Source organism: Streptomyces sp. NPDC088254 (genome assembly GCF_044740925.1).
In the GTDB taxonomy this organism is placed as follows: domain Bacteria; phylum Actinomycetota; class Actinomycetes; order Streptomycetales; family Streptomycetaceae; genus Streptomyces.
In genome coordinates, this window is record NZ_JBIURQ010000001.1 from 150,372 (window position 1) to 170,792 (window position 20,421).

The following is a 20,421-nucleotide window of genomic DNA, read 5'->3' on the forward strand; positions in this document are numbered from 1 at the left end:
GCGGCGGCACGCAGACCGCCCCGGTGCGCGCCGGTCACTCGTGCGCGATGGCCGCCAGCACGTTCATCCGGGACGCCCGCAGCGCCGGCAGCAGCGCCGCCACCACGCCCACGACCGCCGAACCGACGACGACCGCGACGATCGTGCCCCACGGGACCGCCAGCGCCTTCATCCCCTGGAGGGCCAGCACCCGCTGCGTGCACAGACCCCACACCAGCCCCAGCCCCAGCCCCAGCACCGCGCCGAACACGGCGATCACCACCGACTCCAGCCGGATCATCCGGCGCAGCTGACGCCGGGACAGCCCGATCGCCCGCAGCAGCCCGACCTCCCGGGTCCGCTCCACCACCGACAGCGCCAGCGTGTTGACCACCCCGAGCACCGCGATGACGATCGCCAGCCCGAGCAGCGCGTACACCAGGTACAGCAACACGGCGATCTGGTCGTGCACCAGGTCCTTGTAGTCGGCCTGGTCGCGCACCTGCACCTGCGGGTACGCGTTGAGCGTCCGCTCCAGCCGGGGCCGCAGCGCGTCGGCGTCCGCGCCGTCGGCCGCGTTGACGTACAGCGCGGAGTCCTGACCGCCCGGCACGTACTTCTCCACGGTCGCGATGCCGACGAACAGGCCGCCCTGCATGCCGTAGCCCTCGGCGGCGTCCTGGTCGGTCAGTGCGCCGACCCGCAGCGAGGCCGTCCGCCCGCCGGGGAACCACACCGGCAGCACGCTGCCGAGGCGCACCCCGTGGTCCTCCGCGAAGTCCACGTCCATGCCCATCGCCCCGTCGGCCAGCGCCGCCGCCGCGCCACCCGCCGCGTACGTCACATGGGCGACGTCGTCGACACGGTCGTCGTACCCGGCGGCCGTGGTCTCCACCCGCTTGCCGTCGGGCAGCCGCACGGCGAGCGGCGCGAACCGCTGCCGTACGACGAGACCGACCCCGTCGGTCGCGCGGACCTGGTCGGTGACCTCCCGCGGGAACGGCGTGAAGTTGGCGTTCTGGACGACGAAGTCGGCGCCCAGGGTCTTGTCGATCTGCTCGTCGAAGGACTTCGACATCGAGGCGCTCGCCACCGACATGCCGCCCACCAGGGCGAGGCCCACCATGAGCGCGGCAGCGGTGGCGCCCGTGCGGCGCGGGTTGCGCAGGGCGTTGCGCTGGCTCATCCGGCCGACCGAGCCGAACAGGGCGGGGAAGGCCGCGCCGAGCACCCGGATCACCGGCCGCACCAGCAGCGGTCCGGCGATGACGGTCGCGATCAGCGTGAGGACGACGCCGAGGCCCAGCAGGGACGCCGAGGTCGCCGTCCGGGACGCGGTCGCGCAGCCGGCGAGCGCGGCCGCGCCGAGCGCGCCGACGACCGCCCCGACCACCGCCCGCGTCCTCAGCGGCCGGCCGACGCCCGCGACGTCCGCGTCCGACAGCGCCGCCATCGGCGACACGCCCGCCGCGCGACGCGCGGGGAGGTAGGCCGCGACGAAGGTGACGCCGACGCCGACGACGTACGCCGTCATCGGGGTCACCCACCCGACGACCATCTCCGTCGTCTTCAGGTTCATGCCGAGCGTGCCCATGAGCCGGATCAGGCCGGCCGCCAGGCCGATGCCCGCCGCCAGGCCCAGCGTCGAGCCGACCAGGCCGAGCAGCACCGCCTCGGTGAGCACCGAGCGCCGCACCTGACGCCGGTCGGCGCCCAGGGCGCGCAGCAGCCCCAGTTCACGGGTGCGCTGCGCGATCAGCATCGAGAACGTGTTGACGATCAGGAACACGCCCACGAGCACGGCGATGCCGGCGAATCCCAGCATCACGTACTTGATGACGTCGAGGAACCCGCCGAGATTCTCCGCCGCCGACTTCGCCTGCTCGTCCGCGGTCTTCACGTCGTAGGGGCCCGCGCCGACCGCGGCGGCCACCCGTGTCTTCAGCTGCTCGTCGGTGACCCCTTCCGCCGCTGTCACGGAGACGGCGGTGGCCAGGCCGGGCGAGCCCAGCAGCTCGGTCGCGGCGACCTTCTGGTCGAGGAAGACCAGTGCCGCGCCCGGGTTGGTGGTCTTGAACGTGGCGATGCCGACGACCGTGACCCGGAACGAGCCGGGCTGCGCCATCACGGTCAGCGTGTCGCCGATCCGCACGTGCTTCTTGTCGGCCGTGTCGGCGTCGAGCAGGGCCTCGCCGGCGCCCTGCGGGGCGTGACCGGAGGTCAGCTCCACGGGGCTGCGGTCGGTGACGTTCCAGCCGGAGGCGATGGTGGGGGCGCCGGTGGTGGGCCCCACGGACTGGTTCCGGCTGTTCACGACGGTGATGTTCTGCACGCCCACGTCGGCGTGGGCGGACGCCACCCCGGGGACCTTCGCCACCGTGCCGGCGAGCGAGGCGGGCAGGGTCCGCACCGCGCCGGTCGGCACGGAGGAGGTGATGTCGTCCTTCGGCTCGACGGACACATCGGCCGCGGTGGAGGCGAACAGGCGGTCGAAGGTGCGGGTGACCGTGTCGGAGAAGATCAGACTGCCCGCGACGAACGCCACCGAGAGGATCACCGCGAGCGCGGACAGGAGCAGTCTGCCCTTGTGGGCGAGGAAGCTCCGCAGGGTCGCTCTGAGCACGGGTCAGTCCTCCCCGGCGGGCTCGCCGGCCCGGACGGCGACGCCGTCCCCCTCGGCGGCGCGGGCGGTGTTCCCCCCGGCGAACAGGCGCATGCGCTCCAGCACGGCCTCGGCGCTCGGATGCTGCATCTCGTCCACGATCCGCCCGTCCGCGAGGAAGAGCACCAGGTCGGAGTGGGCGGCGGCGCCCGGGTCGTGGGTGACCATGACGACGGTCTGGCCGAGGTCGTCGACGGCCTCCCGCAGGAACGCCAGGACCTCCAGGCCGGCCCGCGAGTCCAGGTTGCCGGTCGGCTCGTCCGCGAAGATCAGCTCGGGGCGGGAGGCGAGCGCCCGCGCGCAGGCCACGCGCTGCTGCTGGCCGCCGGACAGTTGGGACGGCCGGTGCTTCAGGCGGTCCCGCAGCCCGAGTGTGTCGATCACCTGGTCCAGCCACTCCCGGTCGGGCTTCTGCCCGGCGATGTCCATGGGCAGGGTGATGTTCTCGGCCGCGTTCAGCGTCGGGATCAGGTTGAACGACTGGAACATGAAGCCGATCCGGTCCCGGCGCAGCCGGGTCAGCTCCCGGTCCTTCAGGCCGGTGATCTCGGTGTCACCCAGCCACACCTGACCGGCCGAGACGCTGTCCAGCCCGGCCAGGCAGTGCATCAGCGTGGACTTCCCGGAACCCGACGGGCCCATGACCGCGGTGAAGCGGCCGCGCACGACGTCCACGTCCACCGAGTCCAGGGCGAGCACGGTCGTCTCGCCGGAGCCGTAGGCCTTGGTCAGCCCGCGGGCGCGGGCCGCCACGTCGTGGGCCGAGGCCAGACCGGGGGCGTGCTCCGCAGCAGGTGTGGACAAGGTGCCTCCTCGCTCGCGTGGACGTGCAGACGTTCCTGTCCGGCCGAGCCTAATGTGACCGGGTCCACACCTGGAACGGTTTTCCGGCTCACCGCGCCTCGGGTCCGGCTTTCAGCACCCCGGTCCGACGGCGACAGCACGGGCGCGGCGGACCCGCCGGGACTTCCGCCCGCGTGGGTCCGCCGCGCCCGTGCTGTCGCCGTGCTCCCCCTACTGGATGAAAGCGCGCACCTGCGCGTACACGCCCGGGTCGCTGTTCATGTCGGTGTGCGAGACACAGCCGACGCCGACGTTGGTCGCCCCGCTCAGCAGCGCCGAGTCGTCCGGGTCGATCGCCGCGTCGCAGTTCGACCAGTAGGCCGCGTAGGAGACGCTTCCCGGCGTCTCGTCACCCAAGTTGAGCGCGGTGACGAACGAACTGCCGGTCCGCATCTCGTTGCACGAGGTGTACAGCCACCCGCACAGCGAGGCGACCGAGGTGCCGTGGTTGGTGCCGGCCACGGACACGAAGTCGTCGACGTACGCGGTGCCGCCGAGGTTCTTGAGGTAGTAGCGGGAGCTGAGCGCGCCCATGGAGTGCACCACGAGGTCGACCTTGCTCGCGCCGGTCCGCGCCAGCACGTTCTGCACCTCGGTGGCCAACTGCCGTGCCGTGGTGGCGTTCGACTGGGACCAGGTGTACGACCAGGCGTCCAGCTCGGCCGCCGTGTAACCGTCGGCCTTGAAGGAGGCCGCCCATGCGTTCCAGCTGCCGCCGGAACCGTTGAAGCCGTGCACGAAGACGACGGGGTTGCGGGCCGCGGCGTGCGCCGGGGGAGCGGTGAGGGAGAGTGACACGAGGAGCGATGCGGCCAGGGCCGACAGGGCCGTGGCGATGCGACGCCGGGAGCGCTGCATGGTGCCTCCTGGAACGTGTGGGGTAGCCAGGAGTGTCCGGCCGGGTCTACGCGCGCCGCATCGGTGAAGTCGCCGGTCTTTACGGTTCAAATAACCCGTCGGTAACCTGATGTGTGTGGTGACTCCGGTGAACCCCCCACGCCTTGACCGCACTTGGCCACCACCGCCCCCGGCCCTCGCTCTCCGCGAAGGGGTCCGGGTGCGGATCCTGCGTTCGGTGCACGGTGACCCGCGCGCCGCCGCCGCCCTCACCGTCCGCCTGACGGACGGTCAGCTGACCGGCTCCGACCCCCTGCCTCCCGAACCCGCGGCGCTGCTGCCCGAGTTGCTCGCCCCGTACCGCCACGCCGTCCGGGCCCTCCCCGACGGAACCCGGCTGCTGCTCCTCCTCGCCGCCGCCGACCAGTACCCGGTCGCCACCCACGCCTTCCTGCGCGCCGTCGCCGCGGCCCGCCTCGACACCCGTCCGCTGGAGGCCGCGGAGGCCGCCGGACTCGCCCACGCCACCCCCGGCGGCGTCGGATTCGCCGACCCCTGGACCCGGGTCGCCGCCTACGAGACCGCCGCACCGGCCGACCGGCGCGACGCCCACCGACTGCTCGCCCGCGTCCTGCACGGCGCGGGCGAGTCCCCCCGCCGCTCCTGGCACCGGGCGGCCGCCGCGCTCGGCCCCAGCGCCCGGCTCGCCGCCGAACTGACCGCGGCCGCCGCGCAGGCCCGTGGCGCAGGGGAACCCGCCCTGTCCGCAGTCCTCACCGAACGCGCCGCGGACCTCACCCCCGCCCCCCACGCCGGCTCCCGCCTGCTCGCCCGGGCCGCCGCCGACGCCTGGAACTCCGGCGACGGTGACCGCGCCCGCATCCTCGCCGCCCGCACCGACACCCCCGCCCTCGACGGCGTCCTCGCCCTGCGGACGGGGCACGCGGGCGACGCCTTCGACGCGCTCACCGAAGGGGCCGCACGGGCCGCCGACGGCCCCTCGGACCGGGCCGGCGAACACGCCCGCCACCTTGTCGCCCGCGCCACCGAAGCCGTCGTCTACACCGGCGATCTGCGCCGCTGCCGCGAGGCCGTCCACCTCGCCCACCGGCTCGGCATCGAGCCGCCCGGCGTCCTCGGCTCACTCGCCGCCGCCGTCGACGGGCGCTACGACGACGCCCGGGATCTGCTGGAGGCCACCGCCGGTCGGTGCGGACCGGGCGGCGACCCCACCCTCCTGCTGCACGCCGGCATCGCCGCCCTGATGCTCGGCGACCACACCCGCGCCGCCACCGCCACCGTCCGCGCGGCCGGAGCCGCCCGCGCCCGCGGGCTCACGCCCCTCGTCTCCCAGGCCATGGAGTTCCGCGCCCACGCCGACCTGTGGACCGGCCGCCTGCGCGCCGCCGAGGCCGCCGCCCTGGACGCGCTGCGCCAGGCCTACGCCACCGGCCAGGACAACGGCGCCTGCCACCTCCAGGCCGCCCTGGCGATGTTCGCCGCACTCGCCGGCGACGCCGCCGTGTGCCGGGACCGGGCCGCCGCCGCCCGCTCGTACGCCCTCGCGCACGGCCTGGGGCTGCCCGCCGCCCTCGCCCAGTGGGCGCTCGCCCTGCTCGACCTGGGGTTCGGCCGCTTCGACTCCGCCGCCGCACGGCTGCGCGCCCTCGCCGGCCTCGGACCCGGCCACGGACACCGAGCCGTCCGCCACCTGGCCACCCCGCACTACGTCGAGGCCGCCGTCCACACCGGGGACACCCGGATCGCCCGCGCCGCCCACGCCGACTACGACCGCTGGGCCCACGCCGTCCGCAGCGCCGACGACCTCGCCCTCAGCGCCCGCTGCCACGCCCTGCTGACCCCCGGCGCGGACGGCGTCGAGCACTACCGCACCGCCCTCGACCTCCACGACCGGGGCACCCGAGCCCTCGAACGGGCCCGCACGGAACTCCTGTTCGGCGCCGCGCTGCGCCGCCTGCGCCTGCGTGCCGAGGCCCGCGACCGGCTGCACAGCGCCCGGGAGGCGTTCGAGGCCTTCGGTGCCCCGCACTGCGCCGAACGGGCCCGCGCCGAACTGCGCGCCCTCGGCGCCCCCGCCGACACCGCGCACCCGCCGCGGAACCGGACGCCCCGTCTGACCGCCCAGCAACTCCGGGTCGCCCGCATGGCGGCCGACGGGGCCACCAACCGCGAGATCGCCACCTCCCTCGCGCTCAGCCCCCGCACCATCGACCACCACCTGCGCGGCGTCTTCACCCGGCTGGGCATCCGCTCCCGCATCGAACTGGTCCGCCTGCTGGAGGACGAACACAATGCCTGAACGTGTACTGAGGGGCCCTAAGCCTGCGCCCGGTTGCGGAACGCCTCCGCCTCCCAGGTTCCGTCCAGCCGCGCCGCCAGCCAACCCGGGGCCCGCGTACGGAAGTCGGCGGGCGTGAGCGAGCCGGCGCCCCCGGGCAGCACGCCCAGCAGTGGCGCGCCGGCGACGTCCGGGAGGTCGGTGACGTTGCACCGCATCGCCAGATCCGGGGAGTCGGGCCAACTGCCGATCACGACGCCCAGCAACTCCAGCCCGCGTGAACGCAGTTCACGGGAGGTCAGCTCGGTCGTGTTCAGCGTGCCCAGGCCCGGCGAGGCCACCACCAGCACCGGCGCGCGCAGCAGCTCCGCCGCGTCGGCCAGCGTCGCGCCCGCCTCGTCGAAACGCACGAGGAGACCGCCCGCGCCCTCCACCAGGACCAGGTCGTGCTCGGCGGCCAGCTTGGCGGCGGCCTCGGCGATCGCCTGCGGACGCACCGCCGGCCGGCCCGCCCGACGCGCCGCCGTCGCCGGCGCCAACGGGTCGGGATAGCGGGCGAGTTCAGCCGTCGTCACCGGACCCGCGAGCCGCGCGACCTCGTCGGCGTCCCCGCGCTCGTGTGGCCCCACACCGGTCTGCGCGGCCTTCAGGACGGCCACCGACCGGCCCGCCGACCGGGCGGACGCGGCCACGGCGGCCGTGGTGACGGTCTTGCCGACCTCTGTGCCCGTCCCCGTGATCACCAGGATCGGCATGCTCATCCCTCCCGCGCCGCGGCGCACACCGCGCGCGCGATCCGTGCCACGTCCGCGTCACCGGTGACGTACGGCGGCATCGTGTAGACGAGGTCGCGGAACGGCCGCAGCCACACGCCCTCGCGCACGGCCGCGTCCGTGGCGGCCTTCATGTCCACCTCGTGGTCGAGCTGGACGACGCCGATCGCGCCCAGGATCCGGACGTCCTTCACACCGGGAAGCGCGGCGGCCGGCGCCAGCCCCTCGCGCAGCCCCGCCTCGATCCGCCGGACCTCGGCGAGCCAGTCCTGCCCGAGCAGCAGCTCGATCGAGGCGCAGGCGACGGCCGCGGCCAGCGGGTTGCCCATGAACGTCGGCCCGTGCGCCAGCACCGGCACCTCGCCCCGCGAGATGCCGTCGGCCACCCGGGGCGTGCACAGCGCCGCCGCCATCGTCAGGTAGCCGCCGGTCAGCGCCTTGCCCACGCACATCACGTCCGGCGTCACCGCCGCGTGCTCCGCCGCGAACAGCGCGCCCGTGCGCCCGAACCCGGTCGCGATCTCGTCGAACACCAGCAGCACGTCGTGCGCGTCGCACGCCTCGCGCAGCACCCGCAGATACGCGGGGGAGTGGAACCGCATCCCGCCCGCGCCCTGCACCACCGGCTCCACGATCACCGCGGCCAGCTCGTCCGCGTGCCGCTCGATCGCGGTGCGCAGCCGCTCCGCGTACGCCTCGTCGTACTCCGCGGGCGGCGCGTCCACGAACACCTGACGGGGCAGCACCCCCGTCCACAGGTCGTGCATCCCGCCGTCTGGGTCGCACACCGACATCGGCTGCCAGGTGTCGCCGTGGTAGCCGCCGCGCCAGGTCAGCAGCCGCTGCTTGCCGGGGCGGCCGAGCGAGCGCCAGTACTGCAGGCACATCTTGGCCGCGACCTCGACCGACACCGATCCCGAGTCGGCCAGGAAGACGTGCTCGAGACCGTCGGGCGTCATGTCGACGAGGAGCTTCGCCAGCCGTACGGCGGGCTCGTGGGTGAGCCCGCCGAACATGACGTGGCTCATCCGGGCCAACTGCTCCCGCGCGGCCGCGTCCAGCACCGGGTGGCCGTAGCCGTGGATCGCCGACCACCAGGACGACATGCCGTCGACCAGTTCGCCCGAGCCGTCCGCGAGCCGCAGCCGGACCCCGCTCGCCGACTCCACCACGAGCGGTTCGGACCGGCCGGGCATCGGGCCGTAGGGATGCCACACATGCCGCCGGTCGAGGTCCAGCAGTTCCGGCACGCCCAGCTCAGGCATTGGGCGCGAGGTCCGTCCCGGTGCCCCGGCGGCGCACGGCGACCAGGTCCGTACGGGGCTCGCCGGCCGCCGGCGCGCCGACGGACCCCGCGACGCCCGCGCTCTTGACCTCCTCGGCGGCCGTGTGCGAGCCGCACACCCCGCCGCCCTCGTGCGAGCCGCAACCGCCGCCGGCGTGGGAACCGCAGCCCGCGCCCTGCGCGGATCCGCACCCGGCCCCGGCGTCGGCGTGCGAGCCGCAGCCACCGCCCCCGCCGGCCGCCACCCGGTGCTCGGGCAGCGTGACCTCGCCCGCGCCCTCCACCTCGAACCCGGCGTCCGCGATCATCTCCAGGTCTGCCTTGCCCGCCTGGCCCTCGCTGGTCAGGTAGTCGCCCAGGAAGATCGAGTTGGCCACGTGCAGCGCGAGCGGCTGCATCGTCCGCAGATGGACCTCCCGGCCGCCCGCGATGCGCACCTCGACGTCCGGGCACACGAACCGCGCCATCGCCAGGATGCGCAGACAGCGCTGCGGGGTGAGGTGCCACTCCTTGGCCAGCGGGGTGCCCTCGAACGGGATGAGGAAGTTGACCGGCACCGAGTCCGCGTCCAGCTCACGCAGCGAGAACACCACGTCGACGAGGTCCTCGTCGCTCTCGCCCATTCCGGCGATCAGACCGGAGCACGCCGACAGGCCCGCCGCGTGCGCCTTGCGGACGGTGTCCACCCGGTCGGCGTAGGTGTGTGTGCTCGTGATCTCGCCGTACGTGGCCTCGGAGGTGTTGAGGTTGTGGTTGTAGGCGTCGGCGCCCGCCTCGCGCAGCCGCTCGGCCTGGCCGTCGGAAAGCAGCCCGAGACAGGCGCACACCTCGACGTCCTCGTTCTGCTCCTTGATCGCCTGGATCGTCTTGGAGACCCGGTCCACGTCCCGGTCGGTCGGGCCGCGCCCGGAGGCCACCAGGCACACCCGCTTGGCGCCGCCGGCCAGCCCCGCGGCGGCCGCCTCGGAAGCCTCGTCTGGCTTGAGCCAGGTGTACTTGAGGATCCCGGCCGTGGAGCCCAGCCGCTGGGAGCAGTAGGAGCAGTCCTCGGGGCACAGCCCCGACTTCAGGTTGACGAGGTAGTTGAGCTTCACCCGTCGGCCGAACCAGTGCCGGCGCACCTTGCCGGCCGCGGCCACCACTTCGAGCAGGTCGTCGTCGGAGGTGGCCAGCACGGCCAGCGCTTCCTCGCGGGTCGGCAGCTCGCGCCGAAGCCCCTTGTCCACCAGCGTGTTCAGCAGGTCCATGAGAGCCGATCCTGTCCTACCGACCCGCTCCGGGCCAAGGTAGGGACCGGACAACACACCCGCTTCGACGTGTGGGTATTGCCACACCATGGGGGACCGGCCGGGCCGCTAGTGTCTGTCCGCTACCTACAAAAGACCCGGAGGACCCATGGCGTTCGGCTGGATCGACGAGCAGTCGGAGTCGCGCCGCCGCGCCGGACTCGTACGCACCCTGCGCCCCCGGCCGGCCGACTCCCCGCTGCTCGACCTCGCGAGCAACGACTACCTGGGGCTGGCCCGCCATCCCGAGGTCACCGAGGGCGCGGCGCGTGCCGCCCGGACCTGGGGCGGCGGCTCCACCGGCTCCCGGCTCGTCACCGGCACCACCGAGCTGCACACCGAACTGGAGCGCGAACTCGCCGCGTTCTGCGGCGCCGAGGCGGCGCTCGTCTTCTCCTCCGGCTACGCCGCCAACCTGGCCGCGGTCACCGCGCTGGCACCGCACGGCTCGCTGATCGTCTCCGATGCGGGCAACCACGCCTCGCTCATCGACGGCTGCCGGCTCGCCCGCGGCGTCACCCAGGTCGTCGCGCACGCCGACCCGGACGCCGTGCGCAAGGCGCTCGGCACCCACGACGGCCCGGCCGTCGCCGTCTCCGACACCGTCTTCTCGGTCGACGGCGACGCGGCCCCGCTGGCCGCCCTCGCGCGCGCGTGCCGGGAGCACGGCGCCGGTCTGGTCGTGGACGACGCCCACGGCCTCGGGGTGCTCGGCGACGGCGGCCGGGGCGCCCCGCACGCGGCGGGACTGGCGGGCGCGGACGACGTGGTCGTCACGGTGACGCTGTCCAAGTCGCTGGGCAGTCAGGGCGGGGCCGTGCTCGGTCCCGCGCGCGTGATCGACCACCTGGTCAACGCGGCCCGGACGTTCATCTTCGACACGGGACTCGCCCCGGCGGCGGCGGGAGCGGCCCTGGCGGCCCTGCGGCTGCTGCGCCGGGAACCGGAACGCGCCGCACGCGCGCGTGCGGTCGCGGGTGAGCTGCACGCCCGGCTGACGGCCGCGGGCCTGGAAGCGGTGCGTCCGGACGCCGCGGTCGTCTCCGTGCGGGCCCCGTCCCCGGAGCTGGCTCTGCGCTGGGCGGCCGACTGCCGGACGGCCGGCCTGGCCGTGGGCTGCTTCCGTCCTCCCTCCGTGCCCGACGGCGTCTCACGTCTGAGGCTGACCGCCCGCGCGGACCTCACCGAGCGGCAGATCGAACACGCTGTACGGGTGATCGACGGGACACGGCCGTGAGCGGGTGCGACACGGCCGTGCGCCGGGGAGAAGGGGAAGGAATCAGCGGAACGCGGCGGTGAAGCCCGTCCAGCTCTCGGGGGAGAACAGCAGGGCGGGACCGTCCGGGTCCTTGGAGTCGCGTACGGCGAGCAGGCCGGACCACGGTCCCGAGCGGGGGCGGGCCGTCTCCACGCAGTTGTTGGCCCCCGTGCTGTGGCTGCTGCGCAGCCAGCGCAGACCGTCCGGGCAGCAGAGGTCGGCGAGTTCGGTGCTGGAGGGTACGTGCCGAGGCAGTGCGGTCATGGTGCCTCCTTACACGCCGTCACCTATCGCGGCGATGTATTCCAGGGAGTCCTCGGGCGAAAGCGCGTTCGCCTGAAGGGCGTTGAAGGCCTCCGTGTAGACCCGGAGGTCTTCTTTCCGCTCGAGGTAGAGAGTACTCGTCAAGTGGTCGAGAACAACCACGTCAAGATCAGAAGTGCTCGAAAATGAGAAGACGACGAAGGGGCCGGTGACGCCGATATGTGCCCCGGCAGTGAACGGCAGTACCTGCAGCCTCACTTGGGGAAGCCGAGCCGCCTCCATCAGCCGCTCCAGCTGCCGTGCCATGACCTCGGGACCGCCCACCTCCCGGCGCAGCACCGCCTCGTCCAGCACCGCGTCCAGCTCCAGCGGCGGACGGGCCCGCAGCACCTCCTGCCGGGTCAGCCGCACCTCCACCAGCGTGTCCAGCCGCTCCTCCGGAACTCCCCCCACGGCGGCCCGGGTCACCGCGCGGGCGTACTCCGCCGTCTGGAGCAGGCCCGGGACCACGGTCGTCTCCAGTGTGCGCATCGCGCGGGCCTGGGACTCCAGGCTGATGAAGTCCCGGTAGGTGGGCGGAAGGACACCCCGGTAGGCGTGCCACCAGTGGTCCCTTCCGGCGCCGTCGTCCAGGCCGGCCAACGCGAGCATGACCTCGCGCAGTTGGGGGTCGCCCACGCCGTAGGCGTCGAGGAGTGAGCGCACATCGGCCGGTTTCGCACCGCTGGAGCCGGTCTCGATCCGGCTCACCTTCGACTGGTGCCAGCCCACGAGCCGCGCGGCCTCATCGCTCGTGAGGCCGGCCCCGGTGCGCAACGCCCGCAGTTCCGCGCCCAGTTTCCGGCGGCGCACCGCGGGACCGTGCTGCATGGAGCGCTCCTCACTCCTGGGGGCCGTGCAAATACGCTCTGCCGTAGCAGAGTTCACCGCATCGGGCGACAGATATATGCACTTCTTGGTGGATCGCCGCCCGGGCGTGAGGCGGTGATGGCACTCTGGCGACGAAGCACCAGTCCGGGACCGTACTCGAACCATCCGCACCGTGTCGGACTCCGGTCCCGTGGGAAAGGGACGACGTCGCCATGGCAGACCATCTGGAAGCCTCCCTCACTCTGCCGAGCGACCCCGCTTCGGTGTCCACGGCCCGCGCCTTCGCACTCGACACCCTCGGGGAGTGGGGACTGCCGGCGGACGCGGACGTGTCCGACACCATCCGCCTCATCGTCTCCGAACTGGCCACCAACGCCGTTCAGCACACCTTCGGGCTGTCGCCCACGTTCACGGTGGACCTCGTGCTCGACCGGGACGAGCGCCTGCGCATCGGCGTCACCGACAGCCACCCCCGCTTCCCCAGACGCCTGCCGGCCGCTGTCCAGCAGGACAACGGCCGGGGCATGGTGATCATCCGCTGTCTCACCGCCGAGCACGGCGGCAGACTCCGCGTCCGCCCCACCCGGGAGGGCGGCAAGACGGTGTCGATCGAGCTTCCGTGGGCCCTCCCGGCGGAACCGGTTCCGCCGAGCCCCGCGCCCGCGGCATGACGCGCCGGACAGGCCCTGGCGGCCGGCGGGGGGCCGAAGAGCGGGACTACTTGACCCGGCCGTACCAGACGCTCTTGGTCCAGATCTTCTGGAGCCGCACCACGTCGCCCGTCTTCGGCGAGTGCCAGATCTTGCCGTTCCCGGCATAGATCCCGACGTGGTAGACGTTCGACCCCGAGTGGAAGAACACCAGGTCTCCGGCCTTGCGGCCGGACGCCCCGATGTGGCGCGTCTTGTTGTACTGCTGGGCCGCCGTACGGGGCAGCGTCTTGCCCGCCTTCTTGTACGAGTACATCGTCAGCCCGGAGCAGTCGAACCTGTTCGGGCCGGTGGCACCGTACTTGTACGGGGATCCCTTCTTCGAGGCCGCGACCTGGAGTGCCTTCGACGCCGGCGTGGCGGCCGCGGCGTCGGCGGCGATGCCCGGAACCATGATCGAGCCGCCGACGGCGGCGATGGCGAACGCCGAGGCCGTACCGGCCCGGGCCATGAGCGACGGGACACGATTGAGCGCAGTCATGCGCAACCCTTCGTCAGCCGCCTGTGAAGGATGACCTGTCGGATTCGGGCTGACAAAGTTGCCCGGCCGCTCGCGCGGCTTCACCCCAAGGGCTGCTCGACCCGGCGCCTCCAGTGCGGAGACGACCGTGCCGGCGACCCGTCGTGCTTGGGTCCTCCACTCCTGCCGATGCACTTCTGTCGACCTGTCATCCGAACGGCGGCAGGACTCGGCGTCCGCGCGGATCGCCCCGCCGCTTGTGGCGGGGTCTTGTCGTCAGTCAGGGATCTTGGCCTATCGATGTCCGAAAATCCCAACGGAACCGGGTATTTGTGGGGTTACTCACCACTCACCTGTTCGGGTGAACAAGCTGATGATCGATCAGATGTCCGGCCGCTGTGAGCCTCCGACCAGCACCGGAATCCCTCGCGTCTCCCGCTCGGCGGTCCCGGCGCGCAACCGCAAGGGTCCATAAGGAGCAGCGACAACTCCTCCGAACAGCCGTACGCCATTTGGTCCGTTTCGGCTCCGGGCCGGACGAGGGGCGCGCCGGGCCACCCGTCCGGGTCCGGCGGGCACCCCGTCAGCCGTCCGAGAGCGGCGGCATCGCGACGCGCGCCGCCCTGCGCTCCCCGTCCAGCACGCGCAGCGCCCGCGCGAGCGTCGGCGCGTGCAGTTCGTGCTCGCCCCGCTGGTGCATCAGCGTCAGGGCGTCCCGCAGCGCCACCGCCCGGCCCACGAGCGCCTGGGCCGCGCGCAGCCCACGGTAGGTGTCCCCGTGGCGGGCGGGGTTGATGCGGCCGAGCAGGTCGACCGCCGCCAGGTAACCGTCGATCAGCTCGGCCTCTGCGCGGGTCAGCGCGGGCAGCGGCGGCAGTTCGGGCAGCATCGGCGGCTCACCTCGCGCCCGGGCCGGTCCGGCGGTCCGGCACGATCCCGTCCGCCAGTCCGTACGCCACGGCCTCCCGCGCGTCGAGGATCTGGTCCCGTTCGAGGTCCGCGGCCACCTGCCGCGGGCTGCGCCCGGTGTGCCGTGCGAGCAGCTCCTCCATCAGGGTGCGGGTGCGGATCAGTTCCTCGGCCTGGATCGCCAGGTCGCTGGGCTGCCCCCGCACCGGCTCCGGCAGCGCCGGCTGGCCGAGCACCACCCTGGCCCCCGGCAGCAGGTACCGCTTGCCGGGCGCGCCCGCCGCCAGCAGCACGGCCGCGTGGGCGCCGACCCGGCCGAGGCAGGTGGTCGCCACGTCGCAGCCGACGTACCGGAGCGTGTCGTAGAGGGCCGTCATCGCGCTGAACGAACCGCCGGTGGAATTGAGGTACAGCGAGACGTCGCGATCCGGGTCCCGGTGCTCCAGGTACATGAGCTGGGCCATCACGTCGTTCGCCGCGGTGTCGTCGACCGGCGTCCCCAGCAGGACGATCCGCCCCTCCAGGAGCTTCGAGTAGGGGTCCAGGGTCATGTACCCGGTGCCGGTGCGTTCGGTGAACTCGGGCAGGACGTGGCGGGCGAGCGGTCGGGTCATGGGTGCCCCTCCTTCTGTTCTGTACAGAACGTACAGTATGTACGTGACGTTAGAATGGGGTCATGGCCTACGAGATTCCGGTGACACAAGCCCGGGCCGAACTCGCCGACCTGATCAACCGGGTGGTGTACGGCGGTGAGCGCGTCGTCGTGACGCGGCACGGGAAGCCGCTGGTCGCCCTGGTCTCCGCCGCCGATCTGGAGCGGCTGGACGCGCTCGACGCGCCGGCCGAGGAGCAGGTGATCAGCTCGGTCTCCACCGTCCGCGACCAGGCGCCGTCCGCTCCCGGCGAACAGCGGCGGTTCGGCATCGCCGCGGAACACCGGAGGCCGGGCGCTTCCTGAGCCATGGCCCGGCCCCGCGCGGGGCGTTGCGCCGGACGCCGCACCCGGCCGTGCGCCGGAGGTCGCGGGGAGCGTTGCGCCGGACGCCGCACCCGGCCGTGCGCGGACGCCGCACCCGGCCGTGCGCCGTGCGCCGGACGCCGTGCGCCGGACGCCGGACGCCGGACGCCGGATGATCACAGCATGGTTAACGTCCGCGAAACGCGGTCCAACTAGCCTGCCCCTCCACGCCACCAGGCGCGTCGCCCGTGGCCGCGGCAGCCGGGCCCCGCACGGTCCGGAGCGAGGATGTGAGGTGGGAAGGTGCGACTGACCCCGCACGAGCAGGAGAGGCTGCTGATCCACGTGGCGGCCGACGTCGCCGAGAAGCGCCGGGCCCGCGGGCTCAGGCTCAACCATCCCGAGGCGGTGGCCCTCATCACCTCCCACATCCTCGAAGGCGCGCGGGACGGCCGCACGGTCGCCGAGTTGATGGCTTCCGGCCGCAAGATCCTCACCCGCGACGACGTCATGGACGGCGTGCCCGAGATGATCCACGACGTCCAGGTGGAGGCGACCTTCCCGGACGGCACCAAACTCGTCACCGTCCACGACCCGATCGTCTGAGGGGGCTTGATGATTCCCGGCGAGATCCTCTTCGGCGAGGACCCGATCGTGTACAACGAGGGCCGCGAGGTCACCCGGCTCACCGTGCTCAACACCGCCGACCGGCCCGTGCAGGTGGGCTCCCACTACCACTTCGCCGAGGCCAACCCCGGCCTGGAGTTCGACCGGGCCGCCGCCCGGGGCAAGCGGCTGAACGTCGCCGCCGGGACCGCGGTGCGCTTCGAGCCCGGCCTGCCCGTCGACGTGACCCTCGTGCCGCTCACCGGCGCCCGAGTGGTGCCCGGTCTGCGTGGTGAGACCGGAGGCCCCCTCGATGCCTGAGATCTCACGCCACGCCTACGCCGACCTGTTCGGCCCGACCACCGGGGACCGCATCCGGCTCGCCGACACCGATCTGATCGTCGAGATCGAGGAGGACCGCTGCGGCGGGCCCGGACTCGCCGGCGACGAGGCGGTGTTCGGCGGCGGCAAGGTCATCCGCGAGTCCATGGGCCAGTCCCGGGCCACCCGGGCGGAGGGCACGCCCGACACCGTCGTCACCGGTGCCGTCGTGATCGACCACTGGGGGATCGTCAAGGCCGACGTCGGCATCCGCGACGGGCGGATCACCGGCATCGGCAAGGCCGGCAACCCCGACACCATGGACGGCGTGCACCCCGAGCTGGTCATCGGCCCCGAGACCGAGGTCATCGCCGGCAACGGCCGCATCCTCACCGCCGGCGCGATCGACGCGCACGTCCACTTCATCTGCCCGCAGATCGCCGACGAGGCCCTGGCCTCGGGCGTCACCACGCTGGTCGGCGGCGGCACCGGACCGGCGGAGGGCTCCAAGGCGACGACCGTGACGCCGGGCCCCTGGCATCTGGCCCGCATGCTGGAGGCGATGGAGCAGTACCCGCTGAACATCGGCTTCCTCGGCAAGGGCAACACCGTCTCGCACGAGGCGATGCTGTCCCAGATCCGGGGAGGGGCGCTGGGCCTGAAGCTGCACGAGGACTGGGGGTCCACGCCCGCCGTCATCGATGCCTCGCTGACCGTCGCCGAGCGGACCGGCATCCAGGTCGCCATCCACACGGACACCCTCAACGAGGCCGGTTTCGTGGGCGACACGCTCGCCGCGATCGCCGGACGCGGCATCCACGCCTACCACACCGAGGGCGCGGGCGGCGGGCACGCGCCGGACATCATGACCGTCGTCTCCGAACCGCACGTGCTGCCCAGTTCGACCAACCCGACACGGCCGTTCACGGTGAACACCGCCGAGGAACACCTCGACATGCTGATGGTGTGCCACCACCTCAACCCGGCGGTTCCCGAGGACCTCGCCTTCGCCGAGTCCCGCATCCGCCCCTCGACGATCGGGGCGGAGGACGTCCTGCACGACCTCGGCGCCATCTCGATCATCTCCTCCGACTCCCAGGCCATGGGACGGGTCGGCGAGGTCGTCATGCGGACCTGGCAGACGGCGCACGTGATGAAGCGGCGGCGGGGCGCGCTGCCCGGCGACGGGCGCGCCGACAACCGGCGGGTGCGGCGCTACGTCGCCAAGTACACGATCAACCCGGCGCTCGCGCAGGGGCTCGCGCGGGAGATCGGGTCGGTGGAGACCGGCAAACTCGCGGACCTCGTGCTGTGGGAGCCCGCGTTCTTCGGCGTCAAGCCGCACCTCGTCATCAAGGGCGGGCAGATCGCGTACGCGCAGATGGGCGACGCCAACGCCTCCATCCCGACCCCGCAGCCGATCCTGCCCCGGCCGATGTACGGGGCGACGGGGCGGGCCCCGGCGGCCAACTCGTTCAACTTCGTGGCGCCGCTCGCGATCGAGGACGGGCTGCCGGAGCGGCTCCAGCTCGGCAAGAGGTTCGTCGCCATCGACTCGACGCGCGGCGTCACCAAGGCGGACATGCGGGAGAACGACGCCCGGCCGCGGGTGGAGGTGGATCCCGACAGTTTCGCCGTGCGCGTCGACGGCGAACTCGTCGAGGCGACACCGGCGGCCGAACTGCCCATGGCACAGCGTTACTTCCTCTTCTGACGGTGTGACGGCATGACACGGGCAGCACTTCTGATCCTCGCCGACGGCCGCTTCCCCGCCGGCGGGCACGCCCACTCCGGCGGGGCGGAGGAGGCCGTGAAGGCGGGGCGGATCACCGACGCGGCGTCTCTGGAGGCCTTCTGCCGGGGGCGGTTGCACACGGCGGGCCTGGTGGCGGCGTCGCTCGCCGCGGCGGCCGCGGCCGGGGCGGACCCGGCGGAGCTGGACGCCGCCGCGGACGCGCGCACGCCGTCGCCGGCGCTGCGGCTGGTCGCCCGGAAACTGGGCCGCCAGTTGATGCGGGCCGCTCGCGCGGCTTGGCCAGGCGCCGAACTCGACGCCGTGGCAGGTCAGTTCCCCAAGGGCGCGCACCAGGCGGTGGTGCTCGGGCTTGCGGCGCGCTCGGCGGGGCTGGGGCCCGAGGACGCCGCGTACTGCGCGGGGTACGAGAGTGTGAGCGGGCCGGCGTCGGCTGTGGTGCGACTGCTGAGCCTGGATCCGTTCGAGGCGACCGGGGTGCTGGCGCGGTTGGCGCCGTCGCTCGATCGGGTGGTGGACCTGGCCGTGTCCGCGGGGGTGGCCGCCCTGGGGGAGGGGGTGGGGGTGCTTCCTTCCGCTTCCGCGCCGTTGTCGGAGATCGGGGCGGAGGTGCATGCGGAGTGGTCTGTGCGGTTGTTCGCCTCCTAGAGGGGGGTTCGCCCCCGCCGCCCCTTGCCGTCCCGTCCACAGCGGGGCTGGCGCCCCCCAAACCCCCGCTTCGGCCCTGGACGCTCCTCGTCCTCGAATTCCCCCAGAGGGGGACCCCCAGACGGGCTGGAGCACTCACCTTGGAGGAGTCGTACATGCATCTTGATCATTCTCATCACGGTCCCGCCGCTGTCAGTGCCGACGCCCGGCGGGCCGACGGGGGGCGCAGGGCTCTGCGGATCGGGCTCGGAGGGCCCGTCGGGTCGGGGAAGACCGCCACCGTCGCCGCGCTCTGCCGGGTGCTGCGGGAGGAGTTGGCGCTCGCCGTCGTCACCAACGACATCTACACCCGTGAGGACGCCGAGTTCCTGCTGCGGGAGGCGGTGCTGCCGCCCGAGCGGATCACGGCCGTCGAGACGGGAGCCTGCCCGCACACCGCGATCCGGGACGACATCTCCGCCAACCTCGAAGCGGTGGAGGACCTGGAGGACGCGGTCGGGCCGCTCGACCTCGTGCTCGTGGAGTCCGGCGGGGACAATCTCACCGCCACCTTCTCCAAGGGGCTGGTGGACGCGCAGATCTTCGTCATCGACGTCGCCGGCGGGGACGACATCCCCCGCAAGGGCGGCCCGGGCGTGACCACCGCCGACCTGCTCGTCGTCAACAAGACCGACCTCGCGCCGTACGTCGGCTCCGACCTCGCCCGGATGGCCGCCGACGCCAAGGCGCAGCGCGCCGAACTGCCCGTCGTCTTCCAGTCGTTGCGGAGCGAGACCGGGGTGGCCGACGTGGCCGCGTGGGTGCGGGCGCGGCTCGCCGCGTGGACGGCGTGACATGAGCGCTGTACGTGCCACCGCGCGGATCCGGGCGGCGGCGGACGGGCGCGGGGGGACCTCGCTGCCCGTCCTGGAGAGCGACGGTCCGCTCGCGTTGCGGCGCACCCGCGCGGCCCCGGGCGGTGAGGCCCGGGTCGTGCTCGTCGGGGCGATGAGCGGGCCCCTCGGCGGTGACCGCTTCGCGGTGGAGACCGTCGTCGACAGCGGTGCCCGGCTGCGCGTCGGCTCCGCCGCCGCCACGATCGCGCTGCCGGGCCAGACCAAGGACGAGGCCCGGTACGGCGTACGGATCGACGTCGCCGACGGCGGCGAACTGCACTGGCTGCCCGAGCCGTTGATCTCCGCCCGGGGCAGCGACCTGCACGTGGTCACCCACGCCGACCTCGCGCCCAAGGCGCGGCTGGTGCTGCGTGAGGAGCAGGTGCTCGGGCGGGCGGGGGAGGAACCGGGGCGGCTCACCAGCCGTCTCGTGGTACGGGTCGGCGGACGGACCCTGCTCGACCAGGAGTTGGCCTGCGGACCCGGTGCGCCCGGCGGCTGGGACGGGCCCGCGGTGCTCGGGGGCAACCGCGCGGTCGGACAGATCGTGCTGGTGGCGCCGGAGTTCGCGGATCGGCCGGTGCCGGCGCGGAGCCTCGGGGACGGCGCCGCGCTCATGCCGCTCGCCGGGCCGGCCGCGCTGGTGACCGCCGTCGCCCCGGACGGCCTGCGCCTGCGGCGGCTGCTGGACGAAGCCCTCAACCGGGTTGTCTGATCCGGGCGTTCATCCGTTCAGCGGGCGCGTTTCTCCGGTTATCGGATTGGCAAAGAACCTCGGCGACACCTGTTCCCGGCGGCCTCACAGCCGCGAGGATCCCCGGTGAC

Annotated in this window: 21 protein-coding genes and 1 riboswitch; of the genes, 10 read left to right on the forward strand and 11 right to left on the reverse strand. The window is 73.4% G+C overall.

The genetic code is table 11. The annotated features are described in order from the left end of the window. Positions 1 to 34: 34 nt before the first annotated feature. The 3 genes from ACIOC0_RS00725 to ACIOC0_RS00735 form a co-directional block, all read right to left on the reverse strand. Positions 35 to 2,602, reverse strand: a complete 2,568-nt coding sequence (locus tag ACIOC0_RS00725; protein ID WP_402150589.1) for an ABC transporter permease — start codon at positions 2,600 to 2,602, stop codon at positions 35 to 37. Between the two features lie 3 nt (positions 2,603 to 2,605). After that, the gene (locus ACIOC0_RS00730) at positions 2,606 to 3,445 is read right to left on the reverse strand and encodes an ABC transporter ATP-binding protein (protein WP_402150591.1); all 840 of its coding nucleotides are present in this window, start codon (positions 3,443 to 3,445) and stop codon (positions 2,606 to 2,608) included. Between the two features lie 210 nt (positions 3,446 to 3,655). Then, positions 3,656 to 4,342, reverse strand: coding sequence for an esterase/lipase family protein (locus tag ACIOC0_RS00735; protein WP_402150594.1), 687 nt, complete (start codon positions 4,340 to 4,342; stop codon positions 3,656 to 3,658). A gap of 109 nt (positions 4,343 to 4,451) precedes the next feature. Between ACIOC0_RS00735 and ACIOC0_RS00740 the strand changes: the two genes are divergently transcribed. Continuing rightward, the gene (locus ACIOC0_RS00740; protein WP_402150597.1) at positions 4,452 to 6,641 is read left to right on the forward strand and encodes a LuxR C-terminal-related transcriptional regulator; all 2,190 of its coding nucleotides are present in this window, start codon (positions 4,452 to 4,454) and stop codon (positions 6,639 to 6,641) included. 17 nt (positions 6,642 to 6,658) lie between these two features. Here the strand turns inward: ACIOC0_RS00740 and bioD are convergent, their stop codons facing one another. The 3 genes from bioD to bioB are packed head-to-tail and all read right to left on the reverse strand — an operon-like array spanning position 6,659 to position 9,925. Further along, complete coding sequence (gene bioD, locus ACIOC0_RS00745; RefSeq protein WP_402153109.1) at positions 6,659 to 7,375, reverse strand: dethiobiotin synthase; 717 nt, start codon at positions 7,373 to 7,375, stop codon at positions 6,659 to 6,661. Between the two features lie 2 nt (positions 7,376 to 7,377). Continuing rightward, a complete protein-coding gene (locus ACIOC0_RS00750) occupies positions 7,378 to 8,658 on the reverse strand; it encodes an adenosylmethionine--8-amino-7-oxononanoate transaminase (protein WP_402150599.1) in 1,281 nt (426 codons plus the stop codon). Beyond that, entirely contained in the window at positions 8,651 to 9,925 is a 1,275-nt protein-coding gene (gene bioB, locus ACIOC0_RS00755) for a biotin synthase BioB (protein WP_402150601.1), read from the reverse strand. The genes ACIOC0_RS00750 and bioB overlap by 8 nt, the downstream gene beginning before the upstream one ends. 148 nt (positions 9,926 to 10,073) lie before the next feature. On the opposite strand from bioB, the gene ACIOC0_RS00760 reads away from it, so the two are divergent. Then, entirely contained in the window at positions 10,074 to 11,201 is a 1,128-nt protein-coding gene (locus ACIOC0_RS00760) for an 8-amino-7-oxononanoate synthase (RefSeq protein WP_402150604.1), read from the forward strand. A 42-nt stretch (positions 11,202 to 11,243) separates the two neighbouring features. On the opposite strand, the gene ACIOC0_RS00765 is transcribed toward ACIOC0_RS00760, so the two are convergent. Both ACIOC0_RS00765 and ACIOC0_RS00770 read right to left on the reverse strand, forming a co-directional pair. After that, positions 11,244 to 11,486 carry a DUF397 domain-containing protein gene (locus tag ACIOC0_RS00765; RefSeq protein WP_402150607.1) on the reverse strand — a complete coding sequence of 81 codons (243 nt, stop codon included), beginning with the start codon at positions 11,484 to 11,486 and terminating at the stop codon, positions 11,244 to 11,246. Positions 11,487 to 11,495: 9 nt separating this feature from the next. Next, on the reverse strand, positions 11,496 to 12,356 hold the full coding sequence (locus ACIOC0_RS00770) for a helix-turn-helix domain-containing protein (RefSeq protein ID WP_402150610.1): 861 nt from the start codon (positions 12,354 to 12,356) through the stop codon (positions 11,496 to 11,498). Between the two features lie 212 nt (positions 12,357 to 12,568). On the opposite strand from ACIOC0_RS00770, the gene ACIOC0_RS00775 reads away from it, so the two are divergent. Continuing rightward, positions 12,569 to 13,027, forward strand: coding sequence for an ATP-binding protein (locus ACIOC0_RS00775; protein ID WP_402150612.1), 459 nt, complete (start codon positions 12,569 to 12,571; stop codon positions 13,025 to 13,027). Positions 13,028 to 13,073: 46 nt separating this feature from the next. Here the strand turns inward: ACIOC0_RS00775 and ACIOC0_RS00780 are convergent, their stop codons facing one another. The 3 genes from ACIOC0_RS00780 to ACIOC0_RS00790 all read right to left on the reverse strand — a co-directional run bounded on the left by ACIOC0_RS00780 (position 13,074) and on the right by ACIOC0_RS00790 (position 15,049). After that, a complete protein-coding gene (locus ACIOC0_RS00780) occupies positions 13,074 to 13,547 on the reverse strand; it encodes a C40 family peptidase (protein ID WP_402150614.1) in 474 nt (157 codons plus the stop codon). 3 nt (positions 13,548 to 13,550) lie between these two features. After that, positions 13,551 to 13,742: riboswitch (cyclic di-AMP (ydaO/yuaA leader) on the reverse strand. Positions 13,743 to 14,109: 367 nt separating this feature from the next. Further along, positions 14,110 to 14,415 (reverse strand): hypothetical protein, encoded by a 306-nt coding sequence (locus tag ACIOC0_RS00785; RefSeq protein ID WP_402150617.1) that lies wholly within the window; start codon positions 14,413 to 14,415, stop codon positions 14,110 to 14,112. A gap of 7 nt (positions 14,416 to 14,422) precedes the next feature. Beyond that, positions 14,423 to 15,049, reverse strand: a complete 627-nt coding sequence (locus ACIOC0_RS00790) for an ATP-dependent Clp protease proteolytic subunit (protein WP_402150619.1) — start codon at positions 15,047 to 15,049, stop codon at positions 14,423 to 14,425. A gap of 62 nt (positions 15,050 to 15,111) precedes the next feature. Here ACIOC0_RS00790 and ACIOC0_RS00795 point away from each other — a divergent pair, with 62 nt between their 5' ends. The 7 genes from ACIOC0_RS00795 to ACIOC0_RS00825 all read left to right on the forward strand — a co-directional run bounded on the left by ACIOC0_RS00795 (position 15,112) and on the right by ACIOC0_RS00825 (position 20,311). After that, positions 15,112 to 15,393 (forward strand): type II toxin-antitoxin system Phd/YefM family antitoxin, encoded by a 282-nt coding sequence (locus ACIOC0_RS00795; RefSeq protein ID WP_402150622.1) that lies wholly within the window; start codon positions 15,112 to 15,114, stop codon positions 15,391 to 15,393. 303 nt (positions 15,394 to 15,696) lie between these two features. Next, a complete protein-coding gene (locus tag ACIOC0_RS00800; RefSeq protein ID WP_130439907.1) occupies positions 15,697 to 15,999 on the forward strand; it encodes an urease subunit gamma in 303 nt (100 codons plus the stop codon). 9 nt (positions 16,000 to 16,008) lie between these two features. Beyond that, complete coding sequence (locus ACIOC0_RS00805; protein WP_130439909.1) at positions 16,009 to 16,320, forward strand: urease subunit beta; 312 nt, start codon at positions 16,009 to 16,011, stop codon at positions 16,318 to 16,320. Then, positions 16,313 to 18,034 (forward strand): urease subunit alpha, encoded by a 1,722-nt coding sequence (locus tag ACIOC0_RS00810; RefSeq protein WP_402150625.1) that lies wholly within the window; start codon positions 16,313 to 16,315, stop codon positions 18,032 to 18,034. Before ACIOC0_RS00805 ends, ACIOC0_RS00810 begins: the two co-directional genes overlap by 8 nt. A gap of 12 nt (positions 18,035 to 18,046) precedes the next feature. After that, positions 18,047 to 18,721: an urease accessory protein UreF gene (locus tag ACIOC0_RS00815; protein ID WP_402150628.1), complete on the forward strand. Its 675-nt coding sequence runs from the start codon at positions 18,047 to 18,049 to the stop codon at positions 18,719 to 18,721. Positions 18,722 to 18,876: 155 nt separating this feature from the next. Further along, positions 18,877 to 19,554: an urease accessory protein UreG gene (gene ureG / locus ACIOC0_RS00820; RefSeq protein WP_402150631.1), complete on the forward strand. Its 678-nt coding sequence runs from the start codon at positions 18,877 to 18,879 to the stop codon at positions 19,552 to 19,554. A 1-nt stretch (position 19,555) separates the two neighbouring features. Further along, positions 19,556 to 20,311 carry an urease accessory protein UreD gene (locus ACIOC0_RS00825; protein WP_402150634.1) on the forward strand — a complete coding sequence of 252 codons (756 nt, stop codon included), beginning with the start codon at positions 19,556 to 19,558 and terminating at the stop codon, positions 20,309 to 20,311. Positions 20,312 to 20,421: the final 110 nt, after the last annotated feature.

Excerpts from the sequence above, each read along its gene's own strand:
- ACIOC0_RS00825 (WP_402150634.1), top strand. The coding sequence starts at position 19,556 with ATGAGCGCTGTACGTGCCACCGCGCGGATCCGGGCGGCGGCGGACGGG.
- bioD (WP_402153109.1), bottom strand. The coding sequence starts at position 7,375 with ATGCCGATCCTGGTGATCACGGGGACGGGCACAGAGGTCGGCAAGACC.
- ACIOC0_RS00760 (WP_402150604.1), top strand. The coding sequence starts at position 10,074 with ATGGCGTTCGGCTGGATCGACGAGCAGTCGGAGTCGCGCCGCCGCGCC.
- ACIOC0_RS00795 (WP_402150622.1), top strand. The coding sequence starts at position 15,112 with ATGGCCTACGAGATTCCGGTGACACAAGCCCGGGCCGAACTCGCCGAC.
- bioB (WP_402150601.1), bottom strand. The coding sequence starts at position 9,925 with ATGGACCTGCTGAACACGCTGGTGGACAAGGGGCTTCGGCGCGAGCTG.
- ACIOC0_RS00765 (WP_402150607.1), bottom strand. The coding sequence starts at position 11,486 with ATGACCGCACTGCCTCGGCACGTACCCTCCAGCACCGAACTCGCCGAC.
- ACIOC0_RS00740 (WP_402150597.1), top strand. The coding sequence starts at position 4,452 with ATGTGTGTGGTGACTCCGGTGAACCCCCCACGCCTTGACCGCACTTGG.
- ACIOC0_RS00770 (WP_402150610.1), bottom strand. The coding sequence starts at position 12,356 with ATGCAGCACGGTCCCGCGGTGCGCCGCCGGAAACTGGGCGCGGAACTG.
- ACIOC0_RS00775 (WP_402150612.1), top strand. The coding sequence starts at position 12,569 with ATGGCAGACCATCTGGAAGCCTCCCTCACTCTGCCGAGCGACCCCGCT.
- ureG (WP_402150631.1), top strand. The coding sequence starts at position 18,877 with ATGCATCTTGATCATTCTCATCACGGTCCCGCCGCTGTCAGTGCCGAC.
- ACIOC0_RS00810 (WP_402150625.1), top strand. The coding sequence starts at position 16,313 with ATGCCTGAGATCTCACGCCACGCCTACGCCGACCTGTTCGGCCCGACC.
- ACIOC0_RS00785 (WP_402150617.1), bottom strand. The coding sequence starts at position 14,415 with ATGCTGCCCGAACTGCCGCCGCTGCCCGCGCTGACCCGCGCAGAGGCC.
- ACIOC0_RS00790 (WP_402150619.1), bottom strand. The coding sequence starts at position 15,049 with ATGACCCGACCGCTCGCCCGCCACGTCCTGCCCGAGTTCACCGAACGC.
- ACIOC0_RS00815 (WP_402150628.1), top strand. The coding sequence starts at position 18,047 with ATGACACGGGCAGCACTTCTGATCCTCGCCGACGGCCGCTTCCCCGCC.
- ACIOC0_RS00735 (WP_402150594.1), bottom strand. The coding sequence starts at position 4,342 with ATGCAGCGCTCCCGGCGTCGCATCGCCACGGCCCTGTCGGCCCTGGCC.
- ACIOC0_RS00805 (WP_130439909.1), top strand. The coding sequence starts at position 16,009 with ATGATTCCCGGCGAGATCCTCTTCGGCGAGGACCCGATCGTGTACAAC.
- ACIOC0_RS00750 (WP_402150599.1), bottom strand. The coding sequence starts at position 8,658 with ATGCCTGAGCTGGGCGTGCCGGAACTGCTGGACCTCGACCGGCGGCAT.
- ACIOC0_RS00780 (WP_402150614.1), bottom strand. The coding sequence starts at position 13,547 with ATGACTGCGCTCAATCGTGTCCCGTCGCTCATGGCCCGGGCCGGTACG.